The 25806-nt window shown below is 66.0% G+C and carries 28 protein-coding genes; 16 read left to right on the top strand and 12 right to left on the bottom strand.

The features are described 5' to 3' along the window. Positions 1–45: 45 nt before the first annotated feature. The 6 genes from OOZ63_RS13255 to moaA all read right to left on the bottom strand — a co-directional run bounded on the left by OOZ63_RS13255 (position 46) and on the right by moaA (position 4766). Positions 46–741 carry a flagellar basal body L-ring protein FlgH gene (locus OOZ63_RS13255; protein WP_266005979.1) on the bottom strand — a complete coding sequence of 232 codons (696 nt, stop codon included), beginning with the start codon at positions 739–741 and terminating at the stop codon, positions 46–48. A gap of 7 nt (positions 742–748) precedes the next feature. Next, positions 749–1291, bottom strand: a complete 543-nt coding sequence (locus OOZ63_RS13260; protein ID WP_266005980.1) for a cell division protein FtsI — start codon at positions 1289–1291, stop codon at positions 749–751. 3 nt (positions 1292–1294) lie between these two features. Continuing rightward, a complete protein-coding gene (locus tag OOZ63_RS13265) occupies positions 1295–1651 on the bottom strand; it encodes a hypothetical protein (RefSeq protein WP_266005981.1) in 357 nt (118 codons plus the stop codon). Positions 1652–1794: 143 nt separating this feature from the next. After that, positions 1795–3069: a gephyrin-like molybdotransferase Glp gene (gene glp / locus OOZ63_RS13270; RefSeq protein ID WP_266005982.1), complete on the bottom strand. Its 1275-nt coding sequence runs from the start codon at positions 3067–3069 to the stop codon at positions 1795–1797. Beyond that, positions 3066–3644 carry a GNAT family N-acetyltransferase gene (locus OOZ63_RS13275; protein WP_266005983.1) on the bottom strand — a complete coding sequence of 193 codons (579 nt, stop codon included), beginning with the start codon at positions 3642–3644 and terminating at the stop codon, positions 3066–3068. Before OOZ63_RS13275 ends, glp begins: the two co-directional genes overlap by 4 nt. Before the next feature lie 3 nt (positions 3645–3647). Next, the gene (gene moaA, locus OOZ63_RS13280) at positions 3648–4766 is read right to left on the bottom strand and encodes a GTP 3',8-cyclase MoaA (RefSeq protein ID WP_266005984.1); all 1119 of its coding nucleotides are present in this window, start codon (positions 4764–4766) and stop codon (positions 3648–3650) included. Positions 4767–4972: 206 nt separating this feature from the next. Between moaA and OOZ63_RS13285 the strand changes: the two genes are divergently transcribed. The 3 genes from OOZ63_RS13285 to OOZ63_RS13295 all read left to right on the top strand — a co-directional run bounded on the left by OOZ63_RS13285 (position 4973) and on the right by OOZ63_RS13295 (position 8215). Next, positions 4973–6094, top strand: a complete 1122-nt coding sequence (locus OOZ63_RS13285; protein WP_266005985.1) for a YbdK family carboxylate-amine ligase — start codon at positions 4973–4975, stop codon at positions 6092–6094. A 67-nt stretch (positions 6095–6161) separates the two neighbouring features. Continuing rightward, positions 6162–7400 carry a putative DNA modification/repair radical SAM protein gene (locus OOZ63_RS13290; protein ID WP_266005986.1) on the top strand — a complete coding sequence of 413 codons (1239 nt, stop codon included), beginning with the start codon at positions 6162–6164 and terminating at the stop codon, positions 7398–7400. Continuing rightward, positions 7397–8215 carry a TIGR03915 family putative DNA repair protein gene (locus OOZ63_RS13295; RefSeq protein ID WP_266005987.1) on the top strand — a complete coding sequence of 273 codons (819 nt, stop codon included), beginning with the start codon at positions 7397–7399 and terminating at the stop codon, positions 8213–8215. Before OOZ63_RS13290 ends, OOZ63_RS13295 begins: the two co-directional genes overlap by 4 nt. On the opposite strand, the gene OOZ63_RS13300 is transcribed toward OOZ63_RS13295, so the two are convergent. Then, positions 8193–8804, bottom strand: coding sequence for a phenylacetic acid degradation protein PaaY (locus OOZ63_RS13300; RefSeq protein ID WP_266005988.1), 612 nt, complete (start codon positions 8802–8804; stop codon positions 8193–8195). The two genes, OOZ63_RS13295 and OOZ63_RS13300, sit on opposite strands and share 23 nt — an antisense overlap. 143 nt (positions 8805–8947) lie before the next feature. Here OOZ63_RS13300 and OOZ63_RS13305 point away from each other — a divergent pair, with 143 nt between their 5' ends. The 12 genes from OOZ63_RS13305 to OOZ63_RS13360 all read left to right on the top strand — a co-directional run bounded on the left by OOZ63_RS13305 (position 8948) and on the right by OOZ63_RS13360 (position 20638). Beyond that, entirely contained in the window at positions 8948–9760 is an 813-nt protein-coding gene (locus OOZ63_RS13305; RefSeq protein WP_266005989.1) for an enoyl-CoA hydratase-related protein, read from the top strand. Positions 9761–9766: 6 nt separating this feature from the next. Next, positions 9767–10204, top strand: a complete 438-nt coding sequence (gene paaI, locus OOZ63_RS13310; RefSeq protein ID WP_266005990.1) for a hydroxyphenylacetyl-CoA thioesterase PaaI — start codon at positions 9767–9769, stop codon at positions 10202–10204. Beyond that, positions 10201–11511 carry a phenylacetate--CoA ligase PaaK gene (gene paaK / locus OOZ63_RS13315; RefSeq protein ID WP_266005991.1) on the top strand — a complete coding sequence of 437 codons (1311 nt, stop codon included), beginning with the start codon at positions 10201–10203 and terminating at the stop codon, positions 11509–11511. Before paaI ends, paaK begins: the two co-directional genes overlap by 4 nt. Positions 11512–11523: 12 nt before the next feature. Beyond that, positions 11524–12528: a 1,2-phenylacetyl-CoA epoxidase subunit PaaA gene (gene paaA, locus OOZ63_RS13320; protein ID WP_266005992.1), complete on the top strand. Its 1005-nt coding sequence runs from the start codon at positions 11524–11526 to the stop codon at positions 12526–12528. Next, positions 12525–12827, top strand: a complete 303-nt coding sequence (gene paaB / locus OOZ63_RS13325; protein ID WP_266005993.1) for a 1,2-phenylacetyl-CoA epoxidase subunit PaaB — start codon at positions 12525–12527, stop codon at positions 12825–12827. The genes paaA and paaB overlap by 4 nt, the downstream gene beginning before the upstream one ends. A gap of 4 nt (positions 12828–12831) precedes the next feature. Beyond that, positions 12832–13605 (top strand): 1,2-phenylacetyl-CoA epoxidase subunit PaaC, encoded by a 774-nt coding sequence (paaC, locus tag OOZ63_RS13330; protein ID WP_266005995.1) that lies wholly within the window; start codon positions 12832–12834, stop codon positions 13603–13605. Then, complete coding sequence (gene paaD, locus OOZ63_RS13335; RefSeq protein ID WP_266005997.1) at positions 13605–14123, top strand: 1,2-phenylacetyl-CoA epoxidase subunit PaaD; 519 nt, start codon at positions 13605–13607, stop codon at positions 14121–14123. Before paaC ends, paaD begins: the two co-directional genes overlap by 1 nt. Continuing rightward, positions 14120–15199 (top strand): 1,2-phenylacetyl-CoA epoxidase subunit PaaE, encoded by a 1080-nt coding sequence (gene paaE / locus OOZ63_RS13340; protein WP_266005998.1) that lies wholly within the window; start codon positions 14120–14122, stop codon positions 15197–15199. Before paaD ends, paaE begins: the two co-directional genes overlap by 4 nt. 16 nt (positions 15200–15215) lie before the next feature. After that, on the top strand, positions 15216–15836 hold the full coding sequence (locus OOZ63_RS13345) for a TetR/AcrR family transcriptional regulator (RefSeq protein WP_137941898.1): 621 nt from the start codon (positions 15216–15218) through the stop codon (positions 15834–15836). Between the two features lie 38 nt (positions 15837–15874). After that, on the top strand, positions 15875–17032 hold the full coding sequence (locus OOZ63_RS13350; protein WP_266005999.1) for an ABC transporter substrate-binding protein: 1158 nt from the start codon (positions 15875–15877) through the stop codon (positions 17030–17032). 104 nt (positions 17033–17136) lie between these two features. Beyond that, on the top strand, positions 17137–19188 hold the full coding sequence (paaZ, locus tag OOZ63_RS13355; RefSeq protein WP_266006000.1) for a phenylacetic acid degradation bifunctional protein PaaZ: 2052 nt from the start codon (positions 17137–17139) through the stop codon (positions 19186–19188). A gap of 91 nt (positions 19189–19279) precedes the next feature. Next, positions 19280–20638 (top strand): serine hydrolase domain-containing protein, encoded by a 1359-nt coding sequence (locus tag OOZ63_RS13360; RefSeq protein ID WP_266006001.1) that lies wholly within the window; start codon positions 19280–19282, stop codon positions 20636–20638. A 6-nt stretch (positions 20639–20644) separates the two neighbouring features. On the opposite strand, the gene OOZ63_RS13365 is transcribed toward OOZ63_RS13360, so the two are convergent. The 3 genes from OOZ63_RS13365 to OOZ63_RS13375 all read right to left on the bottom strand — a co-directional run bounded on the left by OOZ63_RS13365 (position 20645) and on the right by OOZ63_RS13375 (position 24020). Then, positions 20645–21889 carry an anion transporter gene (locus OOZ63_RS13365; protein WP_266006002.1) on the bottom strand — a complete coding sequence of 415 codons (1245 nt, stop codon included), beginning with the start codon at positions 21887–21889 and terminating at the stop codon, positions 20645–20647. A gap of 9 nt (positions 21890–21898) precedes the next feature. After that, entirely contained in the window at positions 21899–23053 is a 1155-nt protein-coding gene (locus tag OOZ63_RS13370) for an alpha-hydroxy acid oxidase (RefSeq protein WP_266006003.1), read from the bottom strand. A gap of 67 nt (positions 23054–23120) precedes the next feature. Further along, positions 23121–24020, bottom strand: coding sequence for a LysR family transcriptional regulator (locus OOZ63_RS13375; RefSeq protein WP_266006004.1), 900 nt, complete (start codon positions 24018–24020; stop codon positions 23121–23123). A 34-nt stretch (positions 24021–24054) separates the two neighbouring features. Here OOZ63_RS13375 and OOZ63_RS13380 point away from each other — a divergent pair, with 34 nt between their 5' ends. Continuing rightward, positions 24055–24465, top strand: coding sequence for a YbaN family protein (locus tag OOZ63_RS13380; RefSeq protein WP_266006005.1), 411 nt, complete (start codon positions 24055–24057; stop codon positions 24463–24465). Here OOZ63_RS13380 and OOZ63_RS13385 read toward each other — a convergent pair. Both OOZ63_RS13385 and OOZ63_RS13390 read right to left on the bottom strand, forming a co-directional pair. Then, the gene (locus OOZ63_RS13385; RefSeq protein ID WP_266006006.1) at positions 24437–25405 is read right to left on the bottom strand and encodes a Bug family tripartite tricarboxylate transporter substrate binding protein; all 969 of its coding nucleotides are present in this window, start codon (positions 25403–25405) and stop codon (positions 24437–24439) included. The genes OOZ63_RS13380 and OOZ63_RS13385 overlap by 29 nt on opposite strands. Positions 25406–25431: 26 nt before the next feature. Beyond that, complete coding sequence (locus OOZ63_RS13390) at positions 25432–25794, bottom strand: hypothetical protein (protein ID WP_266006007.1); 363 nt, start codon at positions 25792–25794, stop codon at positions 25432–25434. Positions 25795–25806: the final 12 nt, after the last annotated feature.

The raw sequence follows: 25806 nt of genomic DNA on the forward strand, positions 1-25806 counted from the left end.
CGACACACGCGGGAAACACTCTCGTCCGGTCTGCGGCGCGAGCAGCTACCAGATCGACAGACTGCGCGTGAGCAAGCGCTGGATCCAGCTGCGCGAGGCGGCCTCCGAGACCTCGCCGCGGCCCAGCGACTCCAAATTGGCGCTGGCCACATCTCGTGACTGCACGATATTGCCGGCCTTGATGTCGCGCGGGTCGACCACCCCAGAGAAGCGCAGGGTCTGAGCGCTACCGTTGAGCGCCATGCTGCGCTCGCCGGCCACCAGCAAATGACCGTTGGGCAGTACATTGATGACGGTCACTGCGAGCTGGCTGTTGAAACTGCTGCTGTTCTCGGTCTGGCCCGAGCCGCGGAAGGAGTCGCTGCCGGCGGCCGTCGCATTGGCGTTCAGCAGCGACTCGAAGAAGCCACCCGACTTGGCGTCGCCGCTGCCACTGCCGGGTCCCTTGATCGCGAATTTGTTGTCGCGGCTGGTGTCGGTGGCGTTCTTCTGGCTGGCCTGCAGGCTTTCGGCGATGTCGACTTTCAATGTGTCGCCGATGTGTTGCGGACGGCGTTCGCTGGAGAACAGCGAGGCCGTCGGCATATGGGCCTGGTAGATCGCGCCATTGGGCGTGCGTTCCAGATAGTGCGGTGCCGGCAGCGGGGGCGCGCTCAGCGGGCCCTGAACCAGACGGGGCGAAGGGCCGGCGCAGGCACTTAGCAGCAAGCCCAGAACGGGAAGAAGAGGGATGGCTTTCATCATGTGCTCAGCTCTCGAAACCGGTGATGACGGCCTTGACGACCGGGGCCAGCTTGCGTCGCGTGCTGGCCCATTTGCTGCTGCGCAGATCGCCGTCCAGGGCGTAGCTGCTGTGCGCGATCAGACGTCCACCCGGTTTGTGCAGGCTTACAGTGGCGGCCTTGACATAGGCTTGGTAGCCCTCGGCCAACGGCGGGATGTCCCACTGGATGCTGGCGGCGTAGCGCAGCCAGGTCTCGCAGTCGGGCGGCGCGGTGCCAGCCGCATAGACGCGGCTGCTGATGCGCAGCTCGCGCAGCTCGGCCTGCAGCGCCGGCACCAGGTCGGCCATCTGGACTTCGCGGTTGTACTCGATGCAGACGCTGCGCGGAGGCGCGTCGCCGTGATGCACGGTGTCGACAGCCCGACCCGGGCCGTAGGCGATGGCGGTGGAGGTGGCGGCGCCGGCTGCCTTGACCAGCTCCCAGGCGGGCAACGGGCTGACGAGCGCGCAGCCTGTTTGTGAGCCGGCTAGCAGCAACGCGATGCCGGTCGATGCGATGGCTCGCATCGCTCAGGCTCGCTCGCTCATCAGCTGGCCCAGCACCAACGCGCCGAGAGTCGCATACGGGGCTGCGCCCTCGACCAAGCTTTGTGCGCTTTCGCTTACCGCGCCGAGACCTTGCAGCAGCTGATCGCCGGTGTCCTGCGCCAGTTGCACCACCTGCTCAATGCCTTGTTCAAGGCCTTGCTGTGCCACCTCCGACAGTGCAGCCAGGCCGGCCGGACTGAAGGCACAAATCACATCGCCGGCGCTCTTGCCGGCCTGGTCTGCCGTTGGCTGTGCGGCCTCGGTCGCTGGCGTGCGGGCGCTGCCGCTCAGGGGCGCCGCACTCGCGGCAGGGGGCATTGCGCCTATCGTGTTCGTCATGCAGACCTCCGTTCTGGGATGTCTGCATCCTAGGGAGGCCCGCCCGCCCGAGGTCCGCGCTGAAGCGTCGTAAAGCGCCGGCTTGCCGCGCTGTTGGCGCCCTGTCGCTCAGCTGTGCAGCAGGACACAGAAGTGCACCGAGCTCAGCCGTTCATCCCTTCGAAGGGCATCACATCGACCAGCTCACCGACCGCCATATCGCCCTGCTCGTGGCCCAGCACCACCAGGCCGTTGGCCTGGCTCATGCTCGACAGAATGCCGGAGCCTTGGTTGCCGGTGATCTGCACCTGCCAGCCGCCATCGGGTGCACGGCTGACGATGCCGCGCTGGTACTCGGTGCGACCTGTCTTCTTGCGCAGCGGCTGCAGGCAAGCAGCGCGCAGCCAGGGCAGGGGATGGGGCGCTGCGCCGGCCATGGCCAGCAGGGCATCACGCACAAAGGCGTAGAAAGTCACCATCACGGCGACCGGATTGCCGGGCAGGCCGAACAGGATGGCCTCATTGATGCGGCCGATCGCCATCGGCCGGCCCGGACGCATCGCGATCTTCCAGAACAGCACCTCGCCGAGCTCCGCCATCACGCGCTTGGTGTGGTCGGCCTCGCCGACGCTGACGCCGCCGGTGCTGATGATGGCGTCGGCGCTGGCCGCAGCCGTCTCGAAAGCCGCGCGCAGTGCTCCCGGGTCGTCGCGTACGACGCCCAGGTCCAGCACGTCGACGCCGAGCTGGTGCAAAAGCGCCCACAAGGTGTAGCGGTTACTGTCGTAGACGCAGCCGGCGGACAGCGGCTCGCCAATCGAGCGCAGCTCGTCGCCGGTCGACAGCATGGCCACGCGCAAGCGCCGGCGCACCGGCACCTCGGCGCGGCCCAACGAGGCCAGCAGGCCAAGGTCGGCGGGGCGCAGGCGCTTTCCGGCGGCCAGCGCCACCTGGCCCAGCGCTAGATCCTCGCCGGCTAGGCGGCGGTTGTCGCCGGCCCTCAGCAGTCCAGCGGGGATCACCACCGTGTCGCCGTCGAGCCGGGTGAACTCCTGAGGCACTACGGTGTCCAGCCCCGGCGGCATCAGGGCGCCGGTCATGATGCGTTGGCACTGTCCCGGGGCCAGGTCGTGCCCGGCCGGCCCGCCGGCAAAACTGGTACCGGCCACCAGCAGCCGGGTCTCGCCCTCAGCGCTCAGATCGCTGCCGCGCAGTGCGTAGCCGTCCATCGCCGAGTTGTCGCCAGCCGGCACGTTGATCGTCGAGACAATGTCCTCGGCCAGCACCCGGCCCAGCGCGCTGCGTAGCGCCAGATGTTCGACGGCCGCCACCCGCGGCACCAGCCGGGCGATGAAGTCCTGTGCCAGCTCGACGCGCAGCGCCTGCGGGTCATAGCCAGACAGGCAGGAGGCGATCTCTTGGAGGCTTGTAGTCGTCATGGGCGGAGGCTGCGCAGGTCCAGGCGCATCAGGTCTTTGTCGAGGTAATCGCCCGATGGCAGCTTGATCGCACGGGGCAGGCAGCCATAGTGCTCGAAGCCCATGCGGGTGTAGAGAGTCACGGCGCGCTGGTTGCTGCGGGTCACCGACAAAGTCACCTGCTCGATGCCAAGCTCGGCCTGCAACAGGCGCAGCGCGCTGTAGAGCAGGGCACGCCCTATGCCCAGCCCCTGCACATCGTCGGCCACCATCATGCCGATCAGATGGGCCAAGTGCCGCACCTTCTCGCGTGGCTCGCGCTCGCAAGAGACGGCGCCCACCAGGCGCGGCCCCATCCAGGCGGTCAGCGTGAACAGATTGGCGCCACCGGCACCCAGGCTCAGCCGGCTGCGGTAGCTCTCTGCGCTGCGCGCCAGCTCGGTGGCGGCATCCGAGGTGAAGGCTTCTTCGTGGGCCGCCAGCATCGCGTCGCGCAGGCCTTTGTAGGCCTCCAGTTGCTCGGCCTTCAGCACGCGCAACTCGCAGCCCGGTGGCAGTCGTGGCACGGGCAGCACGCTCGGGGACTGGGCCTGCATGCCTCAGCCTCCGATGTAGTGCATCTCGACCCGCCGCCCGCCGCCGCTCGCCGCTTCAGGAGCTTGCGAGGCGCGCAGCTGCGAATAGCGGTCGCTGCGGCCGCCCCAAAGCGTCCCCAGTGCGCCGCTGATCTGGGCGTCGCTGTAGTCGCCGCGCAGCAGCGCGCGCAGGTCATGGCCGCTATGGGCGAACAAGCAGGTGTAGAGCTTTCCCTCGGTGGAAAGACGGGCGCGGTTGCAATCGCCGCAGAAAGCTTGCGTAACGCTGGAGATCAGGCCGATTTCTCCGCCGCCATCGGCATAGGCCCAGCGCTCTGCGGTCTCGCCCGGCGCGCTGGCCGACAGCGAGCTCAGCTCGAATTCACGGCCCAGCACTTCCAGCACCCGGCCTGATGGCAGCACCTCGTCCATGCGCCAGCCGTTGGTCGCACCGACATCCATGTATTCGATGAAGCGCAGCACGATGCCTGTGTTTCGGAAGTGGCGGGCCATCGGCAGGATCTGGTCTTCGTTGCTGCCACGTTTGACCACCATATTGACCTTGATTGGCCCCAGGCCAGCGGCCTGGGCGGCCTCAATGCCGCGCAGCACCTCGGCCACCGGGAAGCCGACATCGTTCATGCGCTGGAACACCGCGTCGTCCAAACCGTCCAGGCTGACGGTGACGCGCTGCAGGCCGGACTCCTTGAGCGCGCGGGCCTTCTTGGCCAACAGTGAGCCGTTGGTGGTCAGCGTCAGGTCCAGCGCCGCGCCCTCGGGCGTGCGCAGCTCGGCCAACATCTCAATCAGGCGCTCCACATGGCGGCGCAGCAGCGGCTCGCCGCCGGTCAGTCGCAGCTTGCTAACGCCATGGGCGACGAACAACCGGGTCAGGCGGGTGATCTCCTCGAAACTCAGCAGCTCGGCATGCGGCAGGAACTCGTGGTACTTGTCGAAAACCTCTTTGGGCATGCAGTAACTGCAGCGGAAATTGCAGCGGTCGGTGACCGAGATGCGCAGATCGCGTAGCGGGCGGCCCAGCGCATCGCTGAGCAGGCCGGTGGGGGCCAGCGGATGCTCAGGCACGGGGAGCCGGGGACTGGCGAAGCGCTGGTCCAGCAGTGGTATCACGCGGTCGGTCATATGGGTATTTTGCCCTGCACCCGACTCCGCTGTGTGTCGGGGTCTTGTCCGGGCTTGCGTTGGTGCAAGAACAGCAGGTGTAGGTCAGCCGTAGGAGTGGCGGCAGGGGCGGTGTAGGACAAGGCCGCGACGCAGCTGTGGCCGAGCAGCGCGGGGCCGCACGCGACCTACAGTGAGGCCTGTTGATTCGATGAGAGGAGGGCGCCATGCCTTTGCAAGACTTTGGTAGATCTCAGGCGCTCAGTCTGGGAGTGGAGCTGGAGCTGCAGTTGATCAATCCGGACGACGGTGACTTGATGCCGGCCGCCAACGACCTGCTGGCGCGGTTGGACAACGCCGGCCTGCCCGGCGCCGTGACGCCGGAGATCACGCTCTCGATGATCGAGGTCTGCACGGGTGTCTGCGCCAACCATGCCGAGCTGCTGCAGCAGCTGAGCTTCACCCGTGATGCGCTGCTGAAGGCGGCACAGCCGCTTGGCATCGCGATCTGCGGCGGCGGCACCCACCCATTTCAGCAATGGACCGAGCGGCAGATCTATGACAAACCCAGATTCGTACAGATCAGCGAGCTCTATGGCTATCTGGCCAAGCAATTCACGGTCTTCGGCCAGCACATTCACATTGGCTGCTCGGACGGCGATAGCGCGCTGTGGTTGTTGCAGGCGATGAGCCGTTATGTACCGCACTTCATCGCACTGGCCGCGTCCTCGCCCTATGTGCAAGGGGCGGACACGGCCTTCCAGTCGGCGCGGCTGAACACCGTTTTTGCGTTCCCGCTGTCGGGCACGGCGCCCTTCGAGCTGCGCTGGGAGGAGTTCGGCCGATACTTTACGCGCATGGAGCGCACGGGCATCGTCGCCAGCATGAAGGACTTCTATTGGGACATCCGGCCCAAGCCCGAGTTCGGCACCATCGAGATTCGGGTGCTTGACACGCCGCTGACGGTGCGCCGCGCGGCGGCACTGGCTGGCTTTGCCCAGTGTCTGGCAGCCTGGCTGCAAGAAGAGAAGCCGATCAAGCCGCATGCGGACGACCAGTTGGTCTATACCTACAACCGCTTTCAGGCCTGCCGCTTCGGGCTCGACGCCGTGCTGGTCTGCCCGCAGAGCGGCGCCCAGCAGCCGCTGGCAGAGAGCCTCGCGGCGCTGCTGCAGGCCCTGATGCCGACTGCCGAGCGATTGGGTGCGGTGGCCGCGCTAACCGAGCTGGCCGTGCTGGTGGCACAGCGTGGCGGCGATGCCCATTGGCTGCGTGGCCTGCATGCGGAGCAGGGGCTGGATCTGTCTGCTGTGGTGAACGCTTCTTGCGAGCGCTGGGCGCAGGACTAAGAGCCCTGCGCCGCGAGCGCAAGACGAGCAATTACTGTATATTTAAACAGTAATATCTCTTCGTGCCATGGACCTGAACCGCAAAATCGCCATCCTTGCCGACGCCGCCAAGTACGACGCATCCTGTGCCTCCAGTGGCAGCGACTCGCGCGACTCGCTGGGTGGGCGCGGTATCGGCTCGACCGAGGGCATGGGCATCTGTCACAGCTATGCGCCGGACGGTCGCTGCATCTCCTTGCTGAAGCTGCTGCTTACCAATCACTGTCAGTACGACTGCCTTTACTGCGTCAACCGCGCGTCCAGCAATGTGGCGCGGGCGCGCTTCCGGGTGGAGGAGGTGGTGGATCTGACGCTGGACTTCTACCGCCGCAACTGCATCGAAGGGCTGTTCCTGTCCAGCGGCATTATCAAAAGCCCTGACCACACGATGGAGCAGGTGGTCGAGGTGGCGCGCCGGCTGCGCGAAGAGCACGACTTTCGCGGCTACATCCACCTCAAAACCATTCCCGATGCCAGCGCCGAGCTGCTGGCGCGCGCCGGCCGCTATGCCGATCGGCTCAGCATCAATATCGAGATGCCCACCGAGCAGGGGCTTCAGGCCCTGGCGCCTGATAAGAATGGCGGTGCGATCCGCCGCTCGATGGGCCGGCTGAAGCTGCATATCGATCAGGCACGCGAGGAGGGTGCCAAACCGGCGCCGGTACGCGCGCTGCCAGGTGCCGCGCCGCGCGCGGCCAAGCCGCCGCGCTTTGCGCCGGCCGGCCAGAGCACGCAGATGATCGTGGGCGCTGACGCCAGTGACGACCGCAGCATCTTGGCCAGCAGCGCAGCGCTATACGGCCAGTACCGGATGCGGCGCGTCTACTACTCGGCGTTCAGCCCAATTCCTGATGCCGCGCGGGCCCTGCCCCTGACCGCGCCGCCGCTGATGCGTGAGCACCGGCTCTACCAGGCCGACTGGCTGATGCGCTTTTACGGTTTCGAGCACCGCGAGATCATCGCGGCCGATGACGGGCTGCTGCGCCTTGATGTCGATCCCAAGCTGGCCTGGGCGCAGGCGCATCCGGAGTGCTTCCCGGTTGACCTGAACGCCGCGCCGCGCGAGCTGTTGCTGCGCGTTCCGGGTCTGGGCGTCGGCTCGGTGGACAAGCTGCTGCAGGCTCGCCGCGTTCGTCGGCTGCGCGCTGAGGATCTGAAGGCGCTGCGGGTATCGGCGAGCAAGGTGCTTCCCTTTGTCTGCGTGGACGGACACAAACCCGGCACTGCGGCGCGGCCGGCGCCGCGCCAGCAGGCCTTGTTCTCATGATCGTCAGCCTTGCTGGGCCTACCGATATCGACGGTTTCAGGCGCGCGGCGCGCCAGCTGTTGACACAGTGTGTCGCCCCTGTTGAGGTGATCTGGCGGACCGACAGCGGCACACCGGGGCTGTGGGCGGATGCTGCTGTCGTCATCGACGACACTCCCGCAAAGCCTTTCAGCGTGCCGGCCTGGATGGCGCCGCTGTGCGAGTCCGCGCTGCTGCATCGCGACTCGAGCCGTTTCCATCTGCTCTACAGACTACTCTGGCGGCTCGTGAACGAGCGCGATGCGGTCTTGCGGCGGGATGAGCTCGACCCGGATCGCCGCGCCGCCGCCCAGCTGGCGCGCGAGGTGGGGCGCGAGATCCACAAGATGCGTGCCTTCGTGCGCTTCTTCCCCCACGGCGAGGGCGAGGCGCTGCGCCACATAGCCTGGTTCGAGCCCGAGCACCATGTGGTCGAGGCCAATGCCCCGTTCTTCGTGCGCCGCTTCGCGCAGATGCGCTGGTCCATCTTCACGCCCGGGCGCTCGATCGAATGGGATGGCGAGCGTCTGCATACCGGCCCCGGCGTGGACAGCAGCGGCCTGCCGCCGGCCGATCCGGGCTCCGCGCTATGGCTGACCTATTACGAGAATATTTTCAACCCGGCCCGGCTCAAGCTTGCAATGATGACCAAGGAGATGCCGCGCCGCTACTGGAAGAACTTGCCAGAGGCGGCGCTGATCGCACCGCTGGCCGCAGCGGCGCAGGCGCGCAGCGAGGCCATGGTGGACGCTCAGCCCACGCCGGCGCGGCGCATCAAGCCGATGCGTCGCCCTTGAGCGCCTGCAAGGTGCCGTAGTTCGAATCCGGCAGGCGCGGCCGGTCGGCTTCTTCGGACGTCAGGGGCTGGACCTCGACCAGGCTGGCCTGGCATCGTCGGGTCAGCTGCTGATAGGTCTGTGTGCCCTCCAGCTTCCAGCGTATCTCCTCCTCGCTCAGCGGCCGCATCACCTTGGCCGGCAGCCCTGCGATCAGCGACCTCTGCGGCAGTTTGAGCCCGGCGCGCACAAACGCGCAGGCCGCGACGATGCTCCAGGCCCCGACCTCGGCCTCGTCCATCACCACTGCATTCATGCCGACTAGCGCGTCATGCCTTACTACGCAGCCATGCAGCACCGCGCCATGGCCGATGTGGCCGTTGGCCTCGACGACGGTTTCCGACTTCGGGAAGCCATGGATCACGCACGTGTCCTGAACATTGGCGCCTTCCATCAGCACGATGCGGCCGAAATCGCCGCGCAAGGAGGCGCAGGGGCCGACATAGCAGCCAGGTCCGACGATCACATCGCCGATCAGTACGGCCGTCGGGTGGACATGGGCGCTGGGATGGACGACCGGGGTGACGCCGTCAATGGCATAGCAGGGCATGGGGTTTGTCTCCGGGCAGTAGGTCGGTGGGTTCGGGATAACCCTTGAATCTTGGGCTTGCGCCAAATCAAGCCGCACCTTACGATCTACCGACCGGTCGGTCAAGAGTGTTTGGCCGACAGCGATGGAGTGAGACAAACACGATGACAGTCACCACCGAGGCCTTGCTGCTGATCAGCCAAGAGGGCGCCGTGCGCACCCTGACGCTGAATCGCCCTGCGGCGCTGAATGCGTTCACCACCGCACTGCTGGTGCAGTTGCGCCAGGCCCTGGAGGCCGCCGCCGAGGACGGCACGGTGCGCTGCGTCGTGATCACCGGCGCGGGGCGCGGTTTCAGTGCCGGCCAGGACCTGTCTGACCCCTTGATCAAACCGCCGCTGGAACCGGGCGAGACACCCAAGGACATCGGCCATCTGCTCGATAACTACTACATCCCGCTGGCGCTGCGCTTGCGCAGCATGCCGATTCCGGTGATCGCCGCGGTCAACGGCGTGGCTGCCGGCGCGGGCGCCAGCCTGGCGCTGAGCTGCGATCTGGTGCTGGCGGGCGAGGGTGCGAGCTTCATCCAGGCTTTCTCAAAGATCGGCCTGGTACCAGACTGTGGTGGCACTTGGCTGCTGCCGCGTCTGGTTGGCCGCGCCAAGGCGCTGGAGCTGGCCTTGTTGGGAGACAAGCTGCCGGCCATCGAGGCGCAAGCGATGGGCCTGATCTACCGCGCCGTGCCCGACGCCGACTTGGCCGCCACGGCTCAGGCGCTGGCGCAGAAGCTCGCGCAGATGCCGGTCAAAGCCCTGGCCGCGACGCGTCGGGCCCTGGACGACAGCCTGCTGATGGACTACGAGTCTGCCCTGAAGAACGAGTCGCAGTTACAGAGCAGGCTGGGGTTCAGTCCCGACTACCTGGAAGGCACGGCCGCCTTTTTGCAAAAGCGCAAGCCCACGTTCACGGACCGCTGACAGCCCATGAATGCACAACAAGTTGCCGAAGCCGTCCGCGACGCGATGTTCGCGAACGACCGTGCCAGCAAGGCACTCGGGATGGAGATCCTGTCCATCGCTCCCGGTCGAGCCACGCTGGCCATGACGGTGCGCGAGGACATGCTCAACGGCTTTGAGATCTGCCACGGCGGGCTGATCACCACCTTGGCCGACTCGACCTTTGCCTTTGCCTGCAACTCGCACAATGAGCTCACCGTCGCCTCAGGCTTTACCGTCGACATCGTCGCGCCCGGCAGGCTGGGCGATCGGCTGACCGCCATCGGCGAAGAAGTGCATCTGGCCGGGCGCACCGGCGTCTACGACATCACCGTGCGCAACCAGCGCGAGGAGCTGGTGGCCGTGTTTCGCGGCAAGTCCTACAGGATCAAGGGCAAGCCCATCGTTCAAGGAGTCTCTGAATGACCGTCAAAATGCCAGCCCCCGGTGATCTGGAGCCTATCGAGCGTGCCAGCCTAGATGAGCTGCAAGCCCTGCAACTGCAGCGCCTGAAGTGGAGCCTGCAGCATGCCTACGAGAACGTGCCGCATTACAAGGACGCCTTCGATGCCCAGGGAGTGCACCCCTCGGATCTGAAGAGCCTGGCCGACATCGCCAAATTTCCGTTCACGACCAAGAAGGACCTGCGCGACAACTACCCCTTCGGCATGTTCGCCGTGCCGCGCCAGCAGGTCTCGCGCATCCACGCCTCATCGGGCACAACCGGCAAGCCTACCGTGGTCGGCTACACCGCCAAGGACATCGATACCTGGGCGAACTTGGTGGCCCGCTCGATCCGCGCCTCGGGCGGGCGACCCGGCGACATCATCCATATCGCCTACGGCTATGGCCTTTTCACCGGCGGCCTGGGCGCGCATTACGGCGCCGAGCGCGCTGGCTGCACCGTGATCCCGATGTCCGGTGGCCAGACTGAGAAGCAAGTCCAGCTGATCCAGGACTTCCGGCCCGACATCATCATGGTCACGCCCAGCTATATGCAGGTGATCATCGAGGAGTTCAATCGCCAGGGCCTGGACGCGCGCGAATCCTCGCTGAAGGTCGGCATCTTTGGTGCCGAGCCCTGGACCGAGGCGATGCGCCGCGAGATCGAGGCCAAGGCCGGAATCGACGCCGTGGACATCTACGGCTTGTCCGAGGTGATGGGGCCAGGTGTTGCCAACGAGTGCATCGAGTCCAAAGACGGCCCGGTGATCTGGGAAGATCACTTCTATCCCGAGATCATCAACCCCGAGACCGGCGAGCCGGTGGCCGACGGCGAGGAGGGCGAGCTGGTCTTCACCTCGCTCTCCAAGGAAGCCCTGCCCATCATCCGATACCGCACCCGCGACCTGACGCGGCTGCTGCCACCGACCTCGCGCAGCATGCGCCGCATGGGCAAGATCGTCGGCCGAAGCGACGATATGCTGATCATCCGCGGCGTCAATCTGTTCCCGACCCAGATCGAGGAGCTGGTGCTGCAGGAGGCTCAGCTCAGCGGCCAGTACCAAATCGTCGTCAGCCGCGAAGGCTTGCTCGATGCAGTCGAGGTGCGCTGCGAGTTGCAGCAGACGGCGGTCGGTGCGGCCGATGTCGGCGCCATTGCCAAATCGCTGCAGCACCGCATCAAAACCCTGATCGGCGTCAGCACCAAGGTTCATATCGGCGCCCCCGATTCGATCGAACGCACGCTGGTGGGCAAGGCTCGCCGCGTGATCGACCAGCGCCCGAAGTAAGGAGCTTCACTCATGTACACCCAAGCGATGTCCGTAGGCCCGCAAGACACGGGCTCCAGCAAGATCAAGAGCGCCGAGGAGATGCAGCGCGAGGCGGCCTTCGAGGCCCGCATCGACGCCGGCGACTTCATCGAGGCCAAGGATTGGATGCCGGACCACTACCGCAAGACCCTGGTGCGCCAGATCAGCCAGCATGCGCACAGCGAGATCGTCGGCATGCTGCCCGAGGGCAATTGGATCACGCGTGCACCGACCCTGAAGCGCAAGGCGATTCTGCTGGCCAAGGTGCAGGACGAGGCCGGCCACGGCCTGTATCTGTACTCGGCCGCCGAGACTCTGGGCACCAGTCGCGACCAGATGCTGGATGCGTTGCACTCGGGCAAGGCCAAGTACAGCTCGATCTTCAACTACCCCACCGTCACCTGGGCCGATATCGGCGTGATCGGCTGGCTGGTGGACGGCGCGGCCATCATGAACCAGGTGCCGCTGTGCCGCTGTTCCTATGCGCCGTATGCGCGGGCGATGATACGCGTCTGCCGCGAGGAGAGCTTCCACCAGCGCCAGGGCTACGAGAGTCTGCTAGTGATCATGCGCGAAGGCACGGCGCAGCAGAAGGCCATGGTGCAGGACGCGGTGAACCGCTGGTGGTGGCCCTCGCTGATGATGTTCGGCCCGGCCGACAAGGACTCGCCGAACTCCGAGCAGTCGATCCGCTGGGGTATTAAGCGCATCACCAATGACCAGCTGCGCCAGAAGTTTGTCGACGCCACGGTGCCGCAGGCGGAAATCCTCGGCGTCACCTTGCCTGACCCTGACCTGAGATGGAATGCCGAGCGCGGCGAGCACGACTTCGGTGCGATCGACTGGTCCGAGTTCTGGCGCGTTGTCAACGGCGACGGCCCGATGAACCGCGAGCGCCTGGGCGCCCGCGTCAAGGCCTGGGACGACGGTGCCTGGGTGCGCGAGGCCGCGCTGGCCCATGCGCGCAAGCAAGCAACCAAGGAACAAGCAGCATGACTAGCAATACCTCAACCCAGAACGAATGGCCGCTGTGGGAAGTGTTCGTGCGTAACAAGGCTGGCCTGGACCACAAGCACTGCGGCAGCCTGCACGCAGCCGACGCCAAGATGGCGCTGCAGATGGCGCGTGATGTCTATACCCGGCGCCAGGAAGGCACCAGCATCTGGGTGGTGCTGTCCAGCCAGATCGTGGCTAGCGACCCGGGGGAAAAGGGCATGTATTTCGACCCGATGGAAGACAAGGTGTACCGCCACCCGACCTTCTACGAGCTGCCCGAATCGCTGAACCACATGTAATGTCATGACTGCATCGATCCAAGTCGGGGCCAGTCCCCAAGTCCAGTACCTGCTCCGGCTGGGCGATAGCTGCCTGGTGCTGGCCCAGCGCATTTCAGAATGGTGCGGCCACGCGCCTATCCTTGAGGAAGACCTCGCGCTATCGAATATGGCGTTGGACCTCTTGGGTCAGGCCCGCGGTCTGCTGACACATGCCGCCAAGCTCGACGGCCAGGGTCATGACGAAGACCAGCTGGCCTTTCTTCGCGACGAGCGCCAGTACCTGAACCCGGTGCTGATGGAGCTGCCGCGCGGTGATTTCGCCTACACCCAGCTGCGCAACTTCGCAGTCGCGACCTGGCTGCTGCTGCTGTGGCAGCGTTTGCAGACCTCCAGCGATGCCGAGCTGGCGGCGATCGCCGGCAAGGCAGTCAAGGAAGCCGCCTATCACCAGCAGCATGCGGCCGATTGGGTCGTGCGCCTGGGCGACGGCACCCAGGAGTCCGCGGCCCGCATGCAGGCCGCGCTGGCCAGCCTCTGGCCCTACTTCAACGAGCTGTTCGACAGCGATGCGGTCGACGCTGCTGCGGCCGAGCAGGGCTTGGGCCCCGCATGGTCCGAGCTGAAGCCCGCATGGCAGGCCCAGATGGCTGAGGTGCTGGCCGATGCCGGCCTGGCCTGCCCCAAGGACAGCCCCTATCAGAGCCAGGGCCGTCGAGGCATCCACAGCGAGCATATGGGCCATATGCTCGCGACGATGCAGTATCTGCAGCGCGCCTACCCCGGAGGCCGTTGGTGATGGCAACCGCGCACGGCCCGGCCTGCGGTCGGCTGGAAGCCGCCTGGGAGGTACTGCGCCAAGTGCCGGACCCCGAGGTACCGGTGATCAGCCTGTGCGAGCTGGGCATCGTGCGCGATCTGAAGGAAACCGCCGGCGGCCTGGAGGTGGTGCTGACGCCCACCTACTCGGGCTGCCCGGCCACCGAGCTGATCCAGGACGATGTGCGCGCCGCGCTGGCCGCCTTCGGCGAGATCGAGATCACGATGCAGCGCGCCCCGGCCTGGACCACCGACTGGATCAGCGACGCTGGCCGCGAGAAGCTGCGCGCTTATGGCATTGCTCCGCCGGGTCCGGTCGCCGCCGGGCAGGGCCAGCCGATCCGGCTGGTGCACCGCGCCTCGCTGACCAAGCTGGCCTGCCCACGCTGCGGCAGCGAGCAGACCGAAAAACTCTCGGCCTTCGGCTCCACCGCCTGTAAGGCGCTGTACCGCTGCATGGCCTGCCGCGAACCTTTTGAGCATTTCAAACCGCTATGAGCCTCCACTTCCATCCGTTGCGCGTGCGCGAGGTCAAGGCCGACACTGATGAAGCCGTCATCGTCAGCTTCGAGGTGCCCTCTGCGCTGGCCGAGACCTTCCGCTTCACCCAGGGGCAGTACCTGACCCTGCGCCAGGAGGTCGCCGGCCAGGATCTGCGCCGCTCCTACTCGATCTGCGCCGGCGTCGATGACGGCGAGCTGCGTGTTGGCGTGCGCAAGGTCGACGGCGGAGTCTTCTCGTCTTGGGTCCACCAAGCCCTGAAGGCCGGCGACGAGATCCAGGTCTTTCCGCCGCAGGGCCGCTTTTTTGCGCCGCTGGACGCGGCCGTGCGCCGCCACTATGTCGGCATCGCCGCCGGCTCGGGCATCACGCCCATCCTGTCCATCATGAAGACGGTTCTGGCGCGTGAGCCTCTGTCGCGCTTCACGCTGATCTATGGCAACCGCCGCCAGGCCTCGACGATGTTCAAGGAAGAGATCGAGGACCTGAAGAACCAGTATCTGACCCGGCTGTCGCTGCACCATGTGTTCTCACGCGAGGCGGTCGATTCACCGCTGATGGCCGGCCGCATGGACCGCGCCAAGATCACCGAGTTCTTGCAGACCCTGGTGCCGGCTGCCAGCATCGACCAGGTCTTCGTCTGCGGCCCCTTCCAGATGAATGACGAGGTCGAGGCAGCGCTGCTTGGCGCCGGCGTTCCCGAGGAGCGTATCCATATCGAGCGCTTCGGAACGGTCGAGATGCAGACCGGCAAGCCGGCGCCGCATGAGGTGCGCGAGGGTGATGCCGACAGCGCCCGCATCACGGTGATCCGCGACGGCGTCAGCCGGGAAATCGAGTTCAGCAAGACCGACCCCAGCATTCTGGATGCTGCGGCTCGCGCCGGCATGGACGTGCCGTTTTCGTGCAAGAGCGGGGTTTGCTCGACCTGCCGTTGCAAGCTGATCGAGGGCGAGGTGCGCATGGACAAGAATTTCGCGCTCGACAAGAAAGAGCTGGCGGCCGGCTTTATCCTCAGCTGCCAAGCCCATGCGCTAACGTCGCGTGTGGTGATTTCATTCGACGAACGCTGAGCACACGAACACGCACATGGCCCGAGGACGCGCCCCAGGTTTTGAATCCACTCGCGAGGAAATCCTCGCCGCCGCCGCGCGACTGTTCGCGCGCAAGGGCTATCCTGGTACCTCAATGAACGAGGTGGCCGAGGCCTGCGAGGTTTCCAAGCCGACGCTCTATCACTACGTGCGCGACAAACATGAGCTCTTGATGCAGATCTGCGAGAGCCATGTGCAGAGCTTGGCCGGTCTGGTCGAGGAGGTGCGCGCGCAAGACCTGGCTCCTGAGCCGCATCTGCGTGCGCTGATTGCGCGCTTTGTGCGGGAGTATGGCGAGGCGCAGCACCAGCACCGAGTGCTGACCGAGGATGTGAAGTTCCTCGACGATGCCGACCGCGAGCGCCTGCTGCTCGTCGAGCGCCAGGTGGTGGCAGCGTTTGCAGAGGCGGTGGCCGCAGTTCGCCCGGAGCTGCAGGCCGCGCGCCTGCACAAGCCGTTGACCATGCTGCTGTTTGGCATGATCAACTGGACCTTCACCTGGCTGCGGCCCGACGGTGAATTGAGTTACGAATCGGTGGCGCCGATGGTGGCCGACCTGTTCTTTGGTGGATTGGGCGCGGTGCAGGCCAGCAAGCCGGCCGCTCTTGTTGAGTAGTTGAGTCAGTGCAAAACAAACCCTTGGAGACGATGACGATGAAGCGCAACAACATGATCAAGAATCTGGTGGCCCTGGCCGCTGCTGCCGTGGCCTTTGCCGCGCAGGCCGACATCAATGTCGGCGTGACGGTGTCGGCCACAGGTGCCGCCGCCTCGCTGGGCATCCCGGAGAAGAACACCATCACGCTGATGCCCACCACGATCGCGGGCCAGAAGATCAACTACATCGTGCTCGACGACTCGTCGGACACCACGGCGGCGGTCTCCAATACCCGCAAGCTGATCACCGAGCACAAGGTCGATGTGGTGGTGGGCTCCACCGTGACACCGAACTCGCTGGCGATGATCGACGCCGTCTCCGAGGCGAGCACGCCGATGATTTCGATGGCTGCCTCGGCCCGCATCGTCGAGCCGATGGATGCGAAGAAGAAGTGGGTTTTCAAGACGCCGCAGAATGACATCATGATGGCCCTGGCCATCGTTCAGCACATGGTGGATAACGGGGCCAAGACCGCCGCCTATATCGGCTTTGCCGATGCCTACGGCGAGGGCTGGTATCAGGAATTCGCCAAGATCGCCGCGATCAAGGGCCTGAAGATCGTTGCCAACGAGCGCTACAACCGCAACGACACCTCGGTCACCGGCCAGGTGCTGAAGCTGGTGGCGGCCAAGCCCGATGCAGTGCTGATCGGTGGCTCCGGCACGCCGGCCGCGCTGCCGCAGAAGGCGCTCAAGGAGCGCGGCTACAAGGGTCAGTACTACCAGACCCATGGTGTAGCCAATAATGACTTCCTGCGCGTCGGTGGTAAGGACGTTGAAGGCACCTTCTTGCCTTCTGGACCGGTGCTGGTTGCTGCCCAATTGCCGGCCAGCCACCCGGTAAAGAAGAGCGCGCTGGCCTATATCGCCAAGTACGAAGCGGCCTTTGGCAAGGGCAGCGTCTCGACCTTCGGCGGCCATGCCTGGGATGCCGGTCTGCTGCTGCAGGCCGCCGTTCCGGTTGCGCTGAAGAGCGGCGCCCAGCCTGGCACGCCGGCATTCCGTGCTGCGCTGCGCGACGCGCTTGAATCGGTTAAGGAGTTGCCCGGTGCGCATGGCGTGTTCAATATGTCGCCCACTGACCACCTGGGCCTGGATCAGCGCGCCCGCGTGATGGTCAAGATCGAGAACGGCGCCTGGAAATACCAGCCCTGATCGGACTGGCTTCTGACCGCTGAGCGGGCTGATCTCAGCCCGCTCTTGACGTCTTTTTCCGCCCGATATCCTGGTTCAAGTCTGCCTTATTTGCTGAGAACGTCATGAGTACTCCCATCCTCCAAAGCCTGATCGCCAACCGCTGGGTGGGGGTCGAGCAGGGCCGTAGCCTGCATAGCGCCATCAATGGCCGTGCCGTCGCCCACACCCATGCCGAGAGCCTGGACTTCGCCGAATCGCTGGCCTACGCCCGAGGTCACGCCTTGCCCGCGCTGCTGAAGCTGGACTTCCAGCAGCGCGCTGCCATCCTGAAGGCCCTGGCCGCCTATCTTGTGGAGCGCAAAGAGCAGCTGTACGCTGTCTCGGCGCATACCGGTGCCACCCGCGCGGACAGCTGGATCGATATCGAAGGCGGTACCGGCACCCTGTTTGCCTACGCCAGCACCGGACGGCGCGAGCTGCCCTCCAGCAATATCGTTCACGAAGGCCCAGCCGTGGCGCTGGGTCGCGAGGGCAGCTTCATCGGCTCCCATGTGCTGGTGCCCAAGCGCGGCGTGGCCGTGCATATCAATGCCTTCAATTTCCCAATGTGGGGCATGCTGGAAAAGTTCGCTCCCAGCTTTCTGGCGGGTATGCCTTGCATCGTGAAGCCGGCCACCGCCACCAGCTTTGTTGCCGAGGCCTGCGTGCGCCTGATCCATGAGTCGGGCCTGCTGCCGGCTGGCGCGCTGCAGCTGATCGTCGGCAGTTCCGGCGATTTGTTAGACCGCTTGAGCGAGACCGATGTGGTGACCTTCACCGGCTCGGCCGACACCGCCGCTATGCTCAAGGTCAACAAGAACATCGTGGCCCGCAGCATCCCCTTCAATGCCGAGGCTGACAGCCTGAACTGCGCCATCCTGGCGCCCGATGTGGAGCCGAGTGATCCGGAGTTCGAACTCTTCGTCAAGGAAGTGGCGCGTGAGATGAGCGCCAAGGCCGGCCAGAAGTGCACGGCAATCCGTCGCGCCATCGTGCCGGCCCGCCATATCGACGCCGTGGCGGCGATGCTGCGTGAACGTCTGGCCAAGATCCGGGTCGGCGACCCTGCCGTCGAGGGCGTGCGCATGGGTGCGCTGGCCTCCAAGGAGCAGCAGGCCGATGTGGCCGCACGCCTGGCCCAGCTGAGTGCTGGCAACGAGATCGTGTTCGGCGAGCGCGACGGCTTTGCGCCCATCGGCGAGGGCGTCGGCGATGGCGCCTTCTTTGCACCGACCCTGCTGCTGTGCCGCAATGCCTTCAGCAATCCAGCGGTGCATGAGCTCGAGGCCTTCGGCCCTGTCTCCACGCTGATGCCGTATGGCGATCTGGATGAGGCCCTGGTCCTGGCCGCCAAGGGCCGTGGCAGCCTGGTCGGCTCCGTCGTCACCAAGAGCCCGGCGATTGCGGCCCAGGCGGTCTATCACGCCGGCGCCTTCCATGGCCGCCTGCACATCCTCGACCGCGAGGCTGCCAAGGAATCCACCGGCCACGGCTCGCCGATGCCGGCGCTCAAGCATGGTGGTCCGGGCCGTGCTGGCGGCGGTGAGGAACTGGGTGGCATCCGAGCCGTCAAGCACTATCTGCAGCGCTGTGCGGTGCAGGGCTCGCCGACCATGTTGACCGCCATCACCGGGGAGTACCAGCGCGGTGCCCAGGTGCAGGAAGACGTCGTCCACCCCTTCCGCAAGTATTTCGAGGAGATTCGCGTTGGCGACTCGCTGCTAACGCACCGGCGCACCGTCAGCGAGGCCGACATCGTCAACTTCGGCGGCATCTCGGGCGATTTCTTTTATATGCATTTCGACGAGATCGCGGCCAAGGACACCCAGTTCGGCCAGCGGATCGCGCACGGCTACTTCGTGCTCAGCGCGGCGGCCGGGCTGTTCGTATCGCCGGCCCCGGGACCGGTGCTTGCCAACTACGGCCTTGACACGCTGCGTTTCGTCAACCCGGTGGCCATCGGCGACACCATCCAAGCCCGGCTAACCTGCAAGCGGCGCATCGACCGCGGCAATCGCGCGGACCAGCCGCCACAGGGCGTGGTGGCCTGGGATGTGCAGGTGATGAACCAGCGTGGCGAGTTGGTGGCCAGCTATGACATCCTGACACTCGTGGCGAAGAAACAGTCGGCTTGAGCGCGCGCTGCGGACCAGCTCATAACCGCCATGCATGGCCGGGGCACAGAATCTCAGCCATCCGGCGCGTCAGGCTGGGCACACTGCAGCCATGCCTGAGAACCCTCTACGCCCCGATGTGCGGCGCCGCCGTCTGCTGAAGACGGGAGCGTTGCTCTGTGCGATGCCCGGCTGTGCGACTGATCGCGGCAGTGACGCGTGGCTGTCTGCCCGGCTGCAAGACCTTCTCGATGATCCGCAGTACCCGCTGGCCAGCCTGTCGGTGCTGGTGATGCGCGCCGGACAGCCGGTCTTCGAAGGCCAGTTCGGTCGTCGCTGGGTCGCGCCGGGCGAGGACCGGGGTCAGGACTTGCCTGTCACCCGTGATACCTTGTTTCGCGTTGCCTCGGTCAGCAAGCTGGTCGTTGCGTTGGGTGTGATGCGCCTGGTCGAGGCCGGCGTTCTGGACCTGGATGCCGACATCGGTGACGCCTTGGGTTTTACGCTGCGCCATCCGGCGTTCCCGGCGCAGCGCCTGAGCCTGCGTCTGCTGCTGAGCCATCGCGCCGGCTTGCGCGATGCCGGCGGGGCCTACTTGACGGCAGGGCAGACGCTGACGTCCAAGCTGGTGTCGGGCGGTGCGCATTTCGGGCGCGGCGAGTCCTGGTCGCCGCCCGAACAAAAGCCGGGCGCGTACTTCGAATACTGCAATCTGAATTATGGCGTGATCGCCAGTGTGATGGAGCGCGCCGCCGGCCAGCGCTTCGATGCGCTGATGCGCGAGCAAGTGTTCTCGCCGCTGGAACTGGCCGGCGGTTTCGAGCCCAGCGAGTTGAGCGCGGCCGAGCTGGTGAATCTCGCCACTCTGTACCGCAAACGCGCCACCGATGACGAGGCGCGCTGGCACACCGCTGGTCATTGGGTCGTGCAGACCGATGACTTCCGCGGCCAGCGTCCGGCGACGCCTAGCGGACTGGAGGGCTATGTGCTCGGCAGCAATGGCTCGCTGTTCGGCCCGCAGGGGCGGCTGCGCACGCGGGTGGCCGATCTAGGCGCAGTCGCGGCGATGCTGGCCGCCGGCGGGCGCCACCAGGGACGGCGATTTCTGCAGCCTGCCTCGGTACAGGCCTTGTTCAGCGAGCAGTGGCGCTATGCGGCGGCGGCGCCCAATGGCGACTCGCTGGGTGGGCTGTTTCAGGCCTGGGGCCTGGGTGTCCAGCACTTCATTGATCGAAGCCAAGGCGGGCGCGGGGATCGGCTGGTTGAGACCGGCGGCCAGCAGGCCTGGGGTCATCTGGGCTTTGCCTACGGTTTGCATTCCGGCTTGCTGCTGGATCCGGCCACCGGCCATGGCATCACCTATGCGATCGGCGGCACCGGCGCCGATCCGGCCGCGCACCCCGGGCGCTACTCGAGTTTCCCGCTTTGGGAAGAACGTCTACAAGCGTTGCTCTGGGGTAGGGCCCGCTGACGATAGTCAGAAACGCGCCACCCACAGCGCGGTGATCGCCAGAGTCACCACCGTCACTGGCACGCCGGTGCGGGCATGGCGACGCCAGTCGATGTCGACGCCGCAGCGCCGCGCGGCATCGACGACGATGATGTTGGCGATCGAGCCGACGATCAGCAGATTGCCGGCCATGGTGCTGACCAGGGCCAGCGTGGCGCCGGCATGTGCACCCTCGGCGGCCGGCAGCAGCAGCATCACGGCCGGCACGTTAGAGACCAGATTGGACAGGCTCAGCGTCGCGATGAACAGCGCCAGCGGCTGACTCAGGTCTATGCCCTGCGCGGCCAGCCAGGCCACAGCCTGCTGGGTCAGCCCGGTCAGCTCCAGCGCATGATTGACGATAAACAGGCCCATGAACAGGATCAGCAGCTCCCAGTCGATCAGGCCCATCACCTTGGAGGAGTGAAAGCGCTGGCTCAACAGCAGCAGGCCGGCGCCGACCAAAGCCGCCACATCGCGCGGCCAGTCGGTGAACAGAAAGATCGCCACCAGTGCCAGCGCGACGATCAGGCCTTTGGCGGTCTGCCAGCGGTCCAGGGGCGCGGCTTCGGTCTGCAGCGCCTGCAGCTGGGCCGGGCTGGCTTGGAGCGGCGCGGCCGGGCGGCGTAGCGGCCAGGCCAGCAGCGCCCACAGCGCCAGCAGGCCGGCCACCACCGGCGGCAGGGCCTGCCATAGATAGGCCGCGAAAGGCAGGCGCAACACCTCGCCGATCAGCATGTTCTGTGGGTTGCCAATCAATGTGGCGGCCGAGCCGATATTGCTGGCGCAGGCCAGGCCCAGCAAAAAGGGAATCGGGTCGACCCGACGGCGTAGGCAGACCTCAGCCAGCACCGGCGCCATCGCCAGGCAAACGATATCGTTGGAGAACACCGCCGACAGCAGGGCCGAGACGGCGATGATCACGCCCATCAGCCCCATTGAGCCCAGCGGCAGCTCGGCGATGCGGCGCGTCACTGCATCGTAAAAGCCGCCCAGCCGCATCTGCGCCGAGATGACCATGAAGGAGAACAGCAGCAGGATGGTGGGCAGGTGGATGGACTGGGCGGCCTGCTCGGGCGTCATTACCTCGAAGCCGACGATGGCGATGGCGCCCAGCAAGGCCACACCGGTGCGGTCCAGATGCAGTCTGGGCAGGCCGCCCAGGATCATGCCCAGATAGACAATGAAAAAGACCGCCAGAACGATGGCGGTCTGCGGATGGAATTCAGACATCCGGCGATTCTAGGGTTGGGGAAAGGTACCGGGCAGCAGGATGTCGCGGCCCACCTGGCTGAGCTGCGTATGGCCGCAGAAGGCCATCGTGACATCCAGCTCCTTGTAAAGGATCTCCAACGCGCGGGTGACGCCGGCCTCGCCCATGGCGCCGAGCCCATACACCATCGCGCGGCCAATCATCGTGCCGCGGGCCCCCAGCGCCCAGGCCTTCAGCACATCCTGGCCGCCGCGTATGCCGCCGTCCATCCAGACCTCGATGCGCGAGCCCACGGCTGCGACGATGGCCGGCAGGGCCGCGATGCTGGAGGGCGCGCCGTCGAGCTGGCGGCCGCCATGGTTACTGACGACGATGGCGTCAGCGCCGCTGGCAACGGCCAACTCGGCGTCCTCCACGTCCATGATGCCCTTCAGTATCAGCTTGCCGCCCCAGCGTTCCTTGACCCAGGCCACATCGGCCCAGGACAGGCGCGGGTCGAACTGCTCATTGGTCCAGGCCGCCAGCGAACGCATATCGCTGACGCCCTTCACATGGCCGACCAGATTGCGGAAGGTGTGGCGGCGTGTGCCGGCCATGCCCAGGCACCAGCGCGGCTTGCTCGCCAGATTGATCAGATTGCGCAAGGTGGGCTTGGGCGGTGCGGTCAGGCCGTTCTTCAGGTCTTTGTGGCGCTGACCGATCACTTGCAGGTCCAGCGTCAGCACCAGGGCGCTGCAGCGTGCGACGCGGGCGCGTTCGATCATGCGGGCCATCGCCTCGCGGTCGCGCATCATGTAGAGCTGAAACCAGAAGGGCGCGCTGGTGTTCTCGGCGATGTCCTCGATAGAGCAGATGCTCATCGTCGACAAGGTAAAGGGAACGCCGAATTTTTCGGCCGCCCGCGCGGCCAGTATCTCGCCGTCGGCATGCTGCATGCCGGTCAGTCCCACCGGCGCGATGGCCACCGGCATCTTGACCGCCTGGCCCACCATGGTGGTGGCGCAGCTGCGGTTCTCCATGTTGACGGCGACGCGCTGGCGCAGCTTGATGGCCTGGAAGTCGGCGCTGTTGGCGCGGTAGGTGCTCTCGGTCCAGCTGCCCGAATCGGCATAGTCGTAGAACATGCGCGGTACCCGTTGCTGGGCCAGCGTGCGCAGGTCTTCGATGCAGGTGATCACGGGCATGGACGCTGTCTCCTTGATTTGATGGCGCATGCTAGACCAGCCGATGCAGGTGGCTGCGGAATCTTGTTCAGGCTAGCGCGGAAATTTCTTCAGCCAGCTGTCGGCAATGTGCGTGCAGCCAGGCGGCAAAGGACTCGGCGGCATCACTGTCGCTGTGCTGCAGCAGGCCGTAAGGCTTGTCGGCCGGCACGCTCAGCGGGAACAGGCGGATCAGCGCGCCGCTGCGCAAATAGGGTAGGGCCAAGCTGGGTCTGGCCAGCGCTACGCCCTGACCACAGACGGCGGCTTCCAGCGTCAGGCCCAGGTCGACAAAGCGTGTGCCCTGGCTCGGCTCCGGCCAGTCCAGACCGGCCGCGCGCAGCCAGGGCGCCCAGGGCTGCAAGGGCGTGCGCAGCAGCGGCGCGGCCGCCAGGTCGGCTGGCCGAGCCAGTGCCGGCAAGCGTTCGAGCAAGGCGGGGGCGGCCATCGGCGTGACGCTGTCCATCAGCAAAACCTGACCCACAGCGAGCTCGGCATTGCGGATCTCGACATCGGCTTCGGGTGCTGTCTCTTCCAGAAACGGGATGCTCAGCACCAGTTCGAGCTCCAGCTCGGGATGGGCAGCGCTGAAGCCGGGCAGTGCCGGCACCAAGATCTGGCGCGCGAAGGTTGGTGGCACGGTGATGCGCAGCCGCTGCTGGCGCTGTGCCGCGCGCTGGTGCAAGGGCATGGCGGCCAGCGCGGCCAGTACGCCACGCACCTGCTGCAGATACTCCTTTCCGGCGGGGCTGGGGCTGAGCTGCTTGCCGGCGCGCATCAGCAGCGGCATGCCCAGCAGCTCCTCCAGCGCCGTCAGGCGCTTGGACACCGCGCTGGCGCTGATGCACAAGGCCTCGGCGGCCCGCTCCAGACTGCCCAGCCGGGCGGCAGCCTCGAAGGCGCGCAGGGCGTCGATGGAGGGATAACGCAGGTCGGCGGGCTCGTTCATGGCTGCACTGTAGCCCTGTGCGAAGATTTGGCCGATGACCTCGACCGAGCTGGTACTGTCCCGACGCCCCACCTGGTTGCGCGCCCTGTGGCTGCTGGCCGGCGGCGTGTGCCTGCTGCTGGGCATCGTCGGCATTTTCCTGCCGCTGCTGCCGACCACGCCCTTCGTGCTGCTGGCCGCCTTCTGTTTCTCCCGCGGCAGCCGGCGCTGCGAAGACTGGCTGCTGAACCATCCGCGTCTGGGGCCAGTCGTGCGCGACTGGCGTGCCACCCGCGCCATCCCTTTGCGTGCCAAACAGTTCGCCACCGCGATGATGGCGCTGAGCTCGCTCTGGGCGGCCTATCTGCTACCGCTGGCCTGGTGCTGGGTACCCGGGGCCTGCTGCGCGGGGGTGGCGGCCTGGATGTGGTCCCTGCCTACTCGGCCTCGATCCCCGCCGCCTTGATGATGCGGCCCCATTTGAGGGCTTCCTCGCGCTGGAACTGGGCCAGGCCCTCGGGTGTGGTGGTGTAGGGCTCGGCGCCGCTACTCTCGAAGAAGCTCTTGGCGGCAGGACTCTGCACCGCCTTGGACAGCAGCTCCTGCAATCGCTGCACCACGGCCGGCGGCGTGCCGGCGGGCGTGTAGGCGGCAAACCAGTAGCCCATGTCATAGCCCGGAACGCCAGCCTCGGCAATCGTGGGCAGCTCGGGCAGCAGGGCCATGCGCTTGTTGATCGAGACGGCCAGGCCGCGCAGTTTGCCGCCCCGGATCTGGGGCAGGCCGGTGGCGGTATCGGTGATCATCAGATCAATCTGGCCGCCCAGCAGGTCGGTGACCGCCTGCGGATTGCTCTTGTACGGCACATGCAGCAGCTGAACACCGGCCAACTGTTGCAGCATCTCGCCGGCCACCCGGCTCGACGAGCTGCCGCTGCCGAAGCTGAGCTTGCCCGGCGTCTTGCGAGCCTGGGCTAGCAGCTCGGCCACGCTCTTGTAGGGCGAGGCGAGGTTGACGACCAGTACCTGCCCGCCCTTGCCCAGAGCGGTGATCGGCGCGAAGTCCTTAACCGGATCGTAGCCCAGCTTCTTGTACAGATGCTCATTGGCCGCGTGGGTGGTGTTGGTCGTGATCAGCACCGTGTAGCCGTCGGCCGGGGCGCGCGCCACCGCCTGCGCCGCCAACATGCCGCTGGCGCCGGCCTTGTTGTCGACTATCACGGTCTGCTTGCTTTGCTCGGTCAGGCTCTGGCCCAGCGCGCGGGCCAATTGATCGGTGGCGCTGCCTGCCGCAAAGGGCACGACAAAGGTAAGCGGCTTGGTCGGGTAGGTCTGGGCCAGCGCCGCAGAGCTCAGTGACAGAGCGGCCAGCATCAGGGCCAGGCGCTTGAAAGTTTTGATCGTCATCTCGCTTGTCTCCTTGTTGAAATTCTTCAAATCGGCTCGGGCAGCAGCAGCGGCTGCAGGGCCGCAGGCACTGTCAGCTCCATGTCTAGCAGCCAGTAGCTCAGCGCCTTGCCATGCGCATCGAGGTTGAGCGCACCGTTGACGCCGCCGTCCAGCACTTCGTCCAGCACCAGATTCATGGCCCAGAGCCGGGGCAGCAGATAGCGCTGCACGCCTTGAGGGCGGCGGTGCGCGAAATGCGCGGCGACTGCCTCGGGTGTTAGCTGCTCGACCAGCAGCGGCCACAGCTCTGCATGCCAGGCGATCACGCTGATATTGCTGCGGTTGCCCTTGTCTCCACTACGGCTGTGGGCCAGGCGGTAGAGCGGGACTTTGTGTTCATGGCTCATCGCTTCACCTCC

This window comes from Paucibacter sp. PLA-PC-4, assembly GCF_026241155.1.
In the GTDB taxonomy this organism is placed as follows: Bacteria; Pseudomonadota; Gammaproteobacteria; order Burkholderiales; family Burkholderiaceae_C; genus Roseateles_E.

Excerpts from the sequence above, each read along its gene's own strand:
- OOZ63_RS13380 (WP_266006005.1), top strand. The coding sequence starts at position 24,055 with ATGACCTCGACCGAGCTGGTACTGTCCCGACGCCCCACCTGGTTGCGC.
- OOZ63_RS13275 (WP_266005983.1), bottom strand. The coding sequence starts at position 3,644 with ATGCAGGCCCAGTCCCCGAGCGTGCTGCCCGTGCCACGACTGCCACCG.
- OOZ63_RS13360 (WP_266006001.1), top strand. The coding sequence starts at position 19,280 with ATGCCTGAGAACCCTCTACGCCCCGATGTGCGGCGCCGCCGTCTGCTG.
- glp (WP_266005982.1), bottom strand. The coding sequence starts at position 3,069 with ATGACGACTACAAGCCTCCAAGAGATCGCCTCCTGCCTGTCTGGCTAT.
- paaE (WP_266005998.1), top strand. The coding sequence starts at position 14,120 with ATGAGCCTCCACTTCCATCCGTTGCGCGTGCGCGAGGTCAAGGCCGAC.
- OOZ63_RS13295 (WP_266005987.1), top strand. The coding sequence starts at position 7,397 with ATGATCGTCAGCCTTGCTGGGCCTACCGATATCGACGGTTTCAGGCGC.
- OOZ63_RS13305 (WP_266005989.1), top strand. The coding sequence starts at position 8,948 with ATGACAGTCACCACCGAGGCCTTGCTGCTGATCAGCCAAGAGGGCGCC.
- OOZ63_RS13390 (WP_266006007.1), bottom strand. The coding sequence starts at position 25,794 with ATGAGCCATGAACACAAAGTCCCGCTCTACCGCCTGGCCCACAGCCGT.
- paaK (WP_266005991.1), top strand. The coding sequence starts at position 10,201 with ATGACCGTCAAAATGCCAGCCCCCGGTGATCTGGAGCCTATCGAGCGT.
- paaC (WP_266005995.1), top strand. The coding sequence starts at position 12,832 with ATGACTGCATCGATCCAAGTCGGGGCCAGTCCCCAAGTCCAGTACCTG.
- OOZ63_RS13265 (WP_266005981.1), bottom strand. The coding sequence starts at position 1,651 with ATGACGAACACGATAGGCGCAATGCCCCCTGCCGCGAGTGCGGCGCCC.
- paaA (WP_266005992.1), top strand. The coding sequence starts at position 11,524 with ATGTACACCCAAGCGATGTCCGTAGGCCCGCAAGACACGGGCTCCAGC.
- OOZ63_RS13350 (WP_266005999.1), top strand. The coding sequence starts at position 15,875 with ATGAAGCGCAACAACATGATCAAGAATCTGGTGGCCCTGGCCGCTGCT.
- OOZ63_RS13300 (WP_266005988.1), bottom strand. The coding sequence starts at position 8,804 with ATGCCCTGCTATGCCATTGACGGCGTCACCCCGGTCGTCCATCCCAGC.
- OOZ63_RS13260 (WP_266005980.1), bottom strand. The coding sequence starts at position 1,291 with ATGCGAGCCATCGCATCGACCGGCATCGCGTTGCTGCTAGCCGGCTCA.
- moaA (WP_266005984.1), bottom strand. The coding sequence starts at position 4,766 with ATGACCGACCGCGTGATACCACTGCTGGACCAGCGCTTCGCCAGTCCC.
- OOZ63_RS13370 (WP_266006003.1), bottom strand. The coding sequence starts at position 23,053 with ATGCCCGTGATCACCTGCATCGAAGACCTGCGCACGCTGGCCCAGCAA.
- paaD (WP_266005997.1), top strand. The coding sequence starts at position 13,605 with ATGGCAACCGCGCACGGCCCGGCCTGCGGTCGGCTGGAAGCCGCCTGG.
- OOZ63_RS13345 (WP_137941898.1), top strand. The coding sequence starts at position 15,216 with ATGGCCCGAGGACGCGCCCCAGGTTTTGAATCCACTCGCGAGGAAATC.
- paaZ (WP_266006000.1), top strand. The coding sequence starts at position 17,137 with ATGAGTACTCCCATCCTCCAAAGCCTGATCGCCAACCGCTGGGTGGGG.
- OOZ63_RS13375 (WP_266006004.1), bottom strand. The coding sequence starts at position 24,020 with ATGAACGAGCCCGCCGACCTGCGTTATCCCTCCATCGACGCCCTGCGC.
- OOZ63_RS13365 (WP_266006002.1), bottom strand. The coding sequence starts at position 21,889 with ATGTCTGAATTCCATCCGCAGACCGCCATCGTTCTGGCGGTCTTTTTC.
- OOZ63_RS13385 (WP_266006006.1), bottom strand. The coding sequence starts at position 25,405 with ATGACGATCAAAACTTTCAAGCGCCTGGCCCTGATGCTGGCCGCTCTG.
- paaB (WP_266005993.1), top strand. The coding sequence starts at position 12,525 with ATGACTAGCAATACCTCAACCCAGAACGAATGGCCGCTGTGGGAAGTG.
- OOZ63_RS13285 (WP_266005985.1), top strand. The coding sequence starts at position 4,973 with ATGCCTTTGCAAGACTTTGGTAGATCTCAGGCGCTCAGTCTGGGAGTG.
- paaI (WP_266005990.1), top strand. The coding sequence starts at position 9,767 with ATGAATGCACAACAAGTTGCCGAAGCCGTCCGCGACGCGATGTTCGCG.
- OOZ63_RS13255 (WP_266005979.1), bottom strand. The coding sequence starts at position 741 with ATGAAAGCCATCCCTCTTCTTCCCGTTCTGGGCTTGCTGCTAAGTGCC.
- OOZ63_RS13290 (WP_266005986.1), top strand. The coding sequence starts at position 6,162 with ATGGACCTGAACCGCAAAATCGCCATCCTTGCCGACGCCGCCAAGTAC.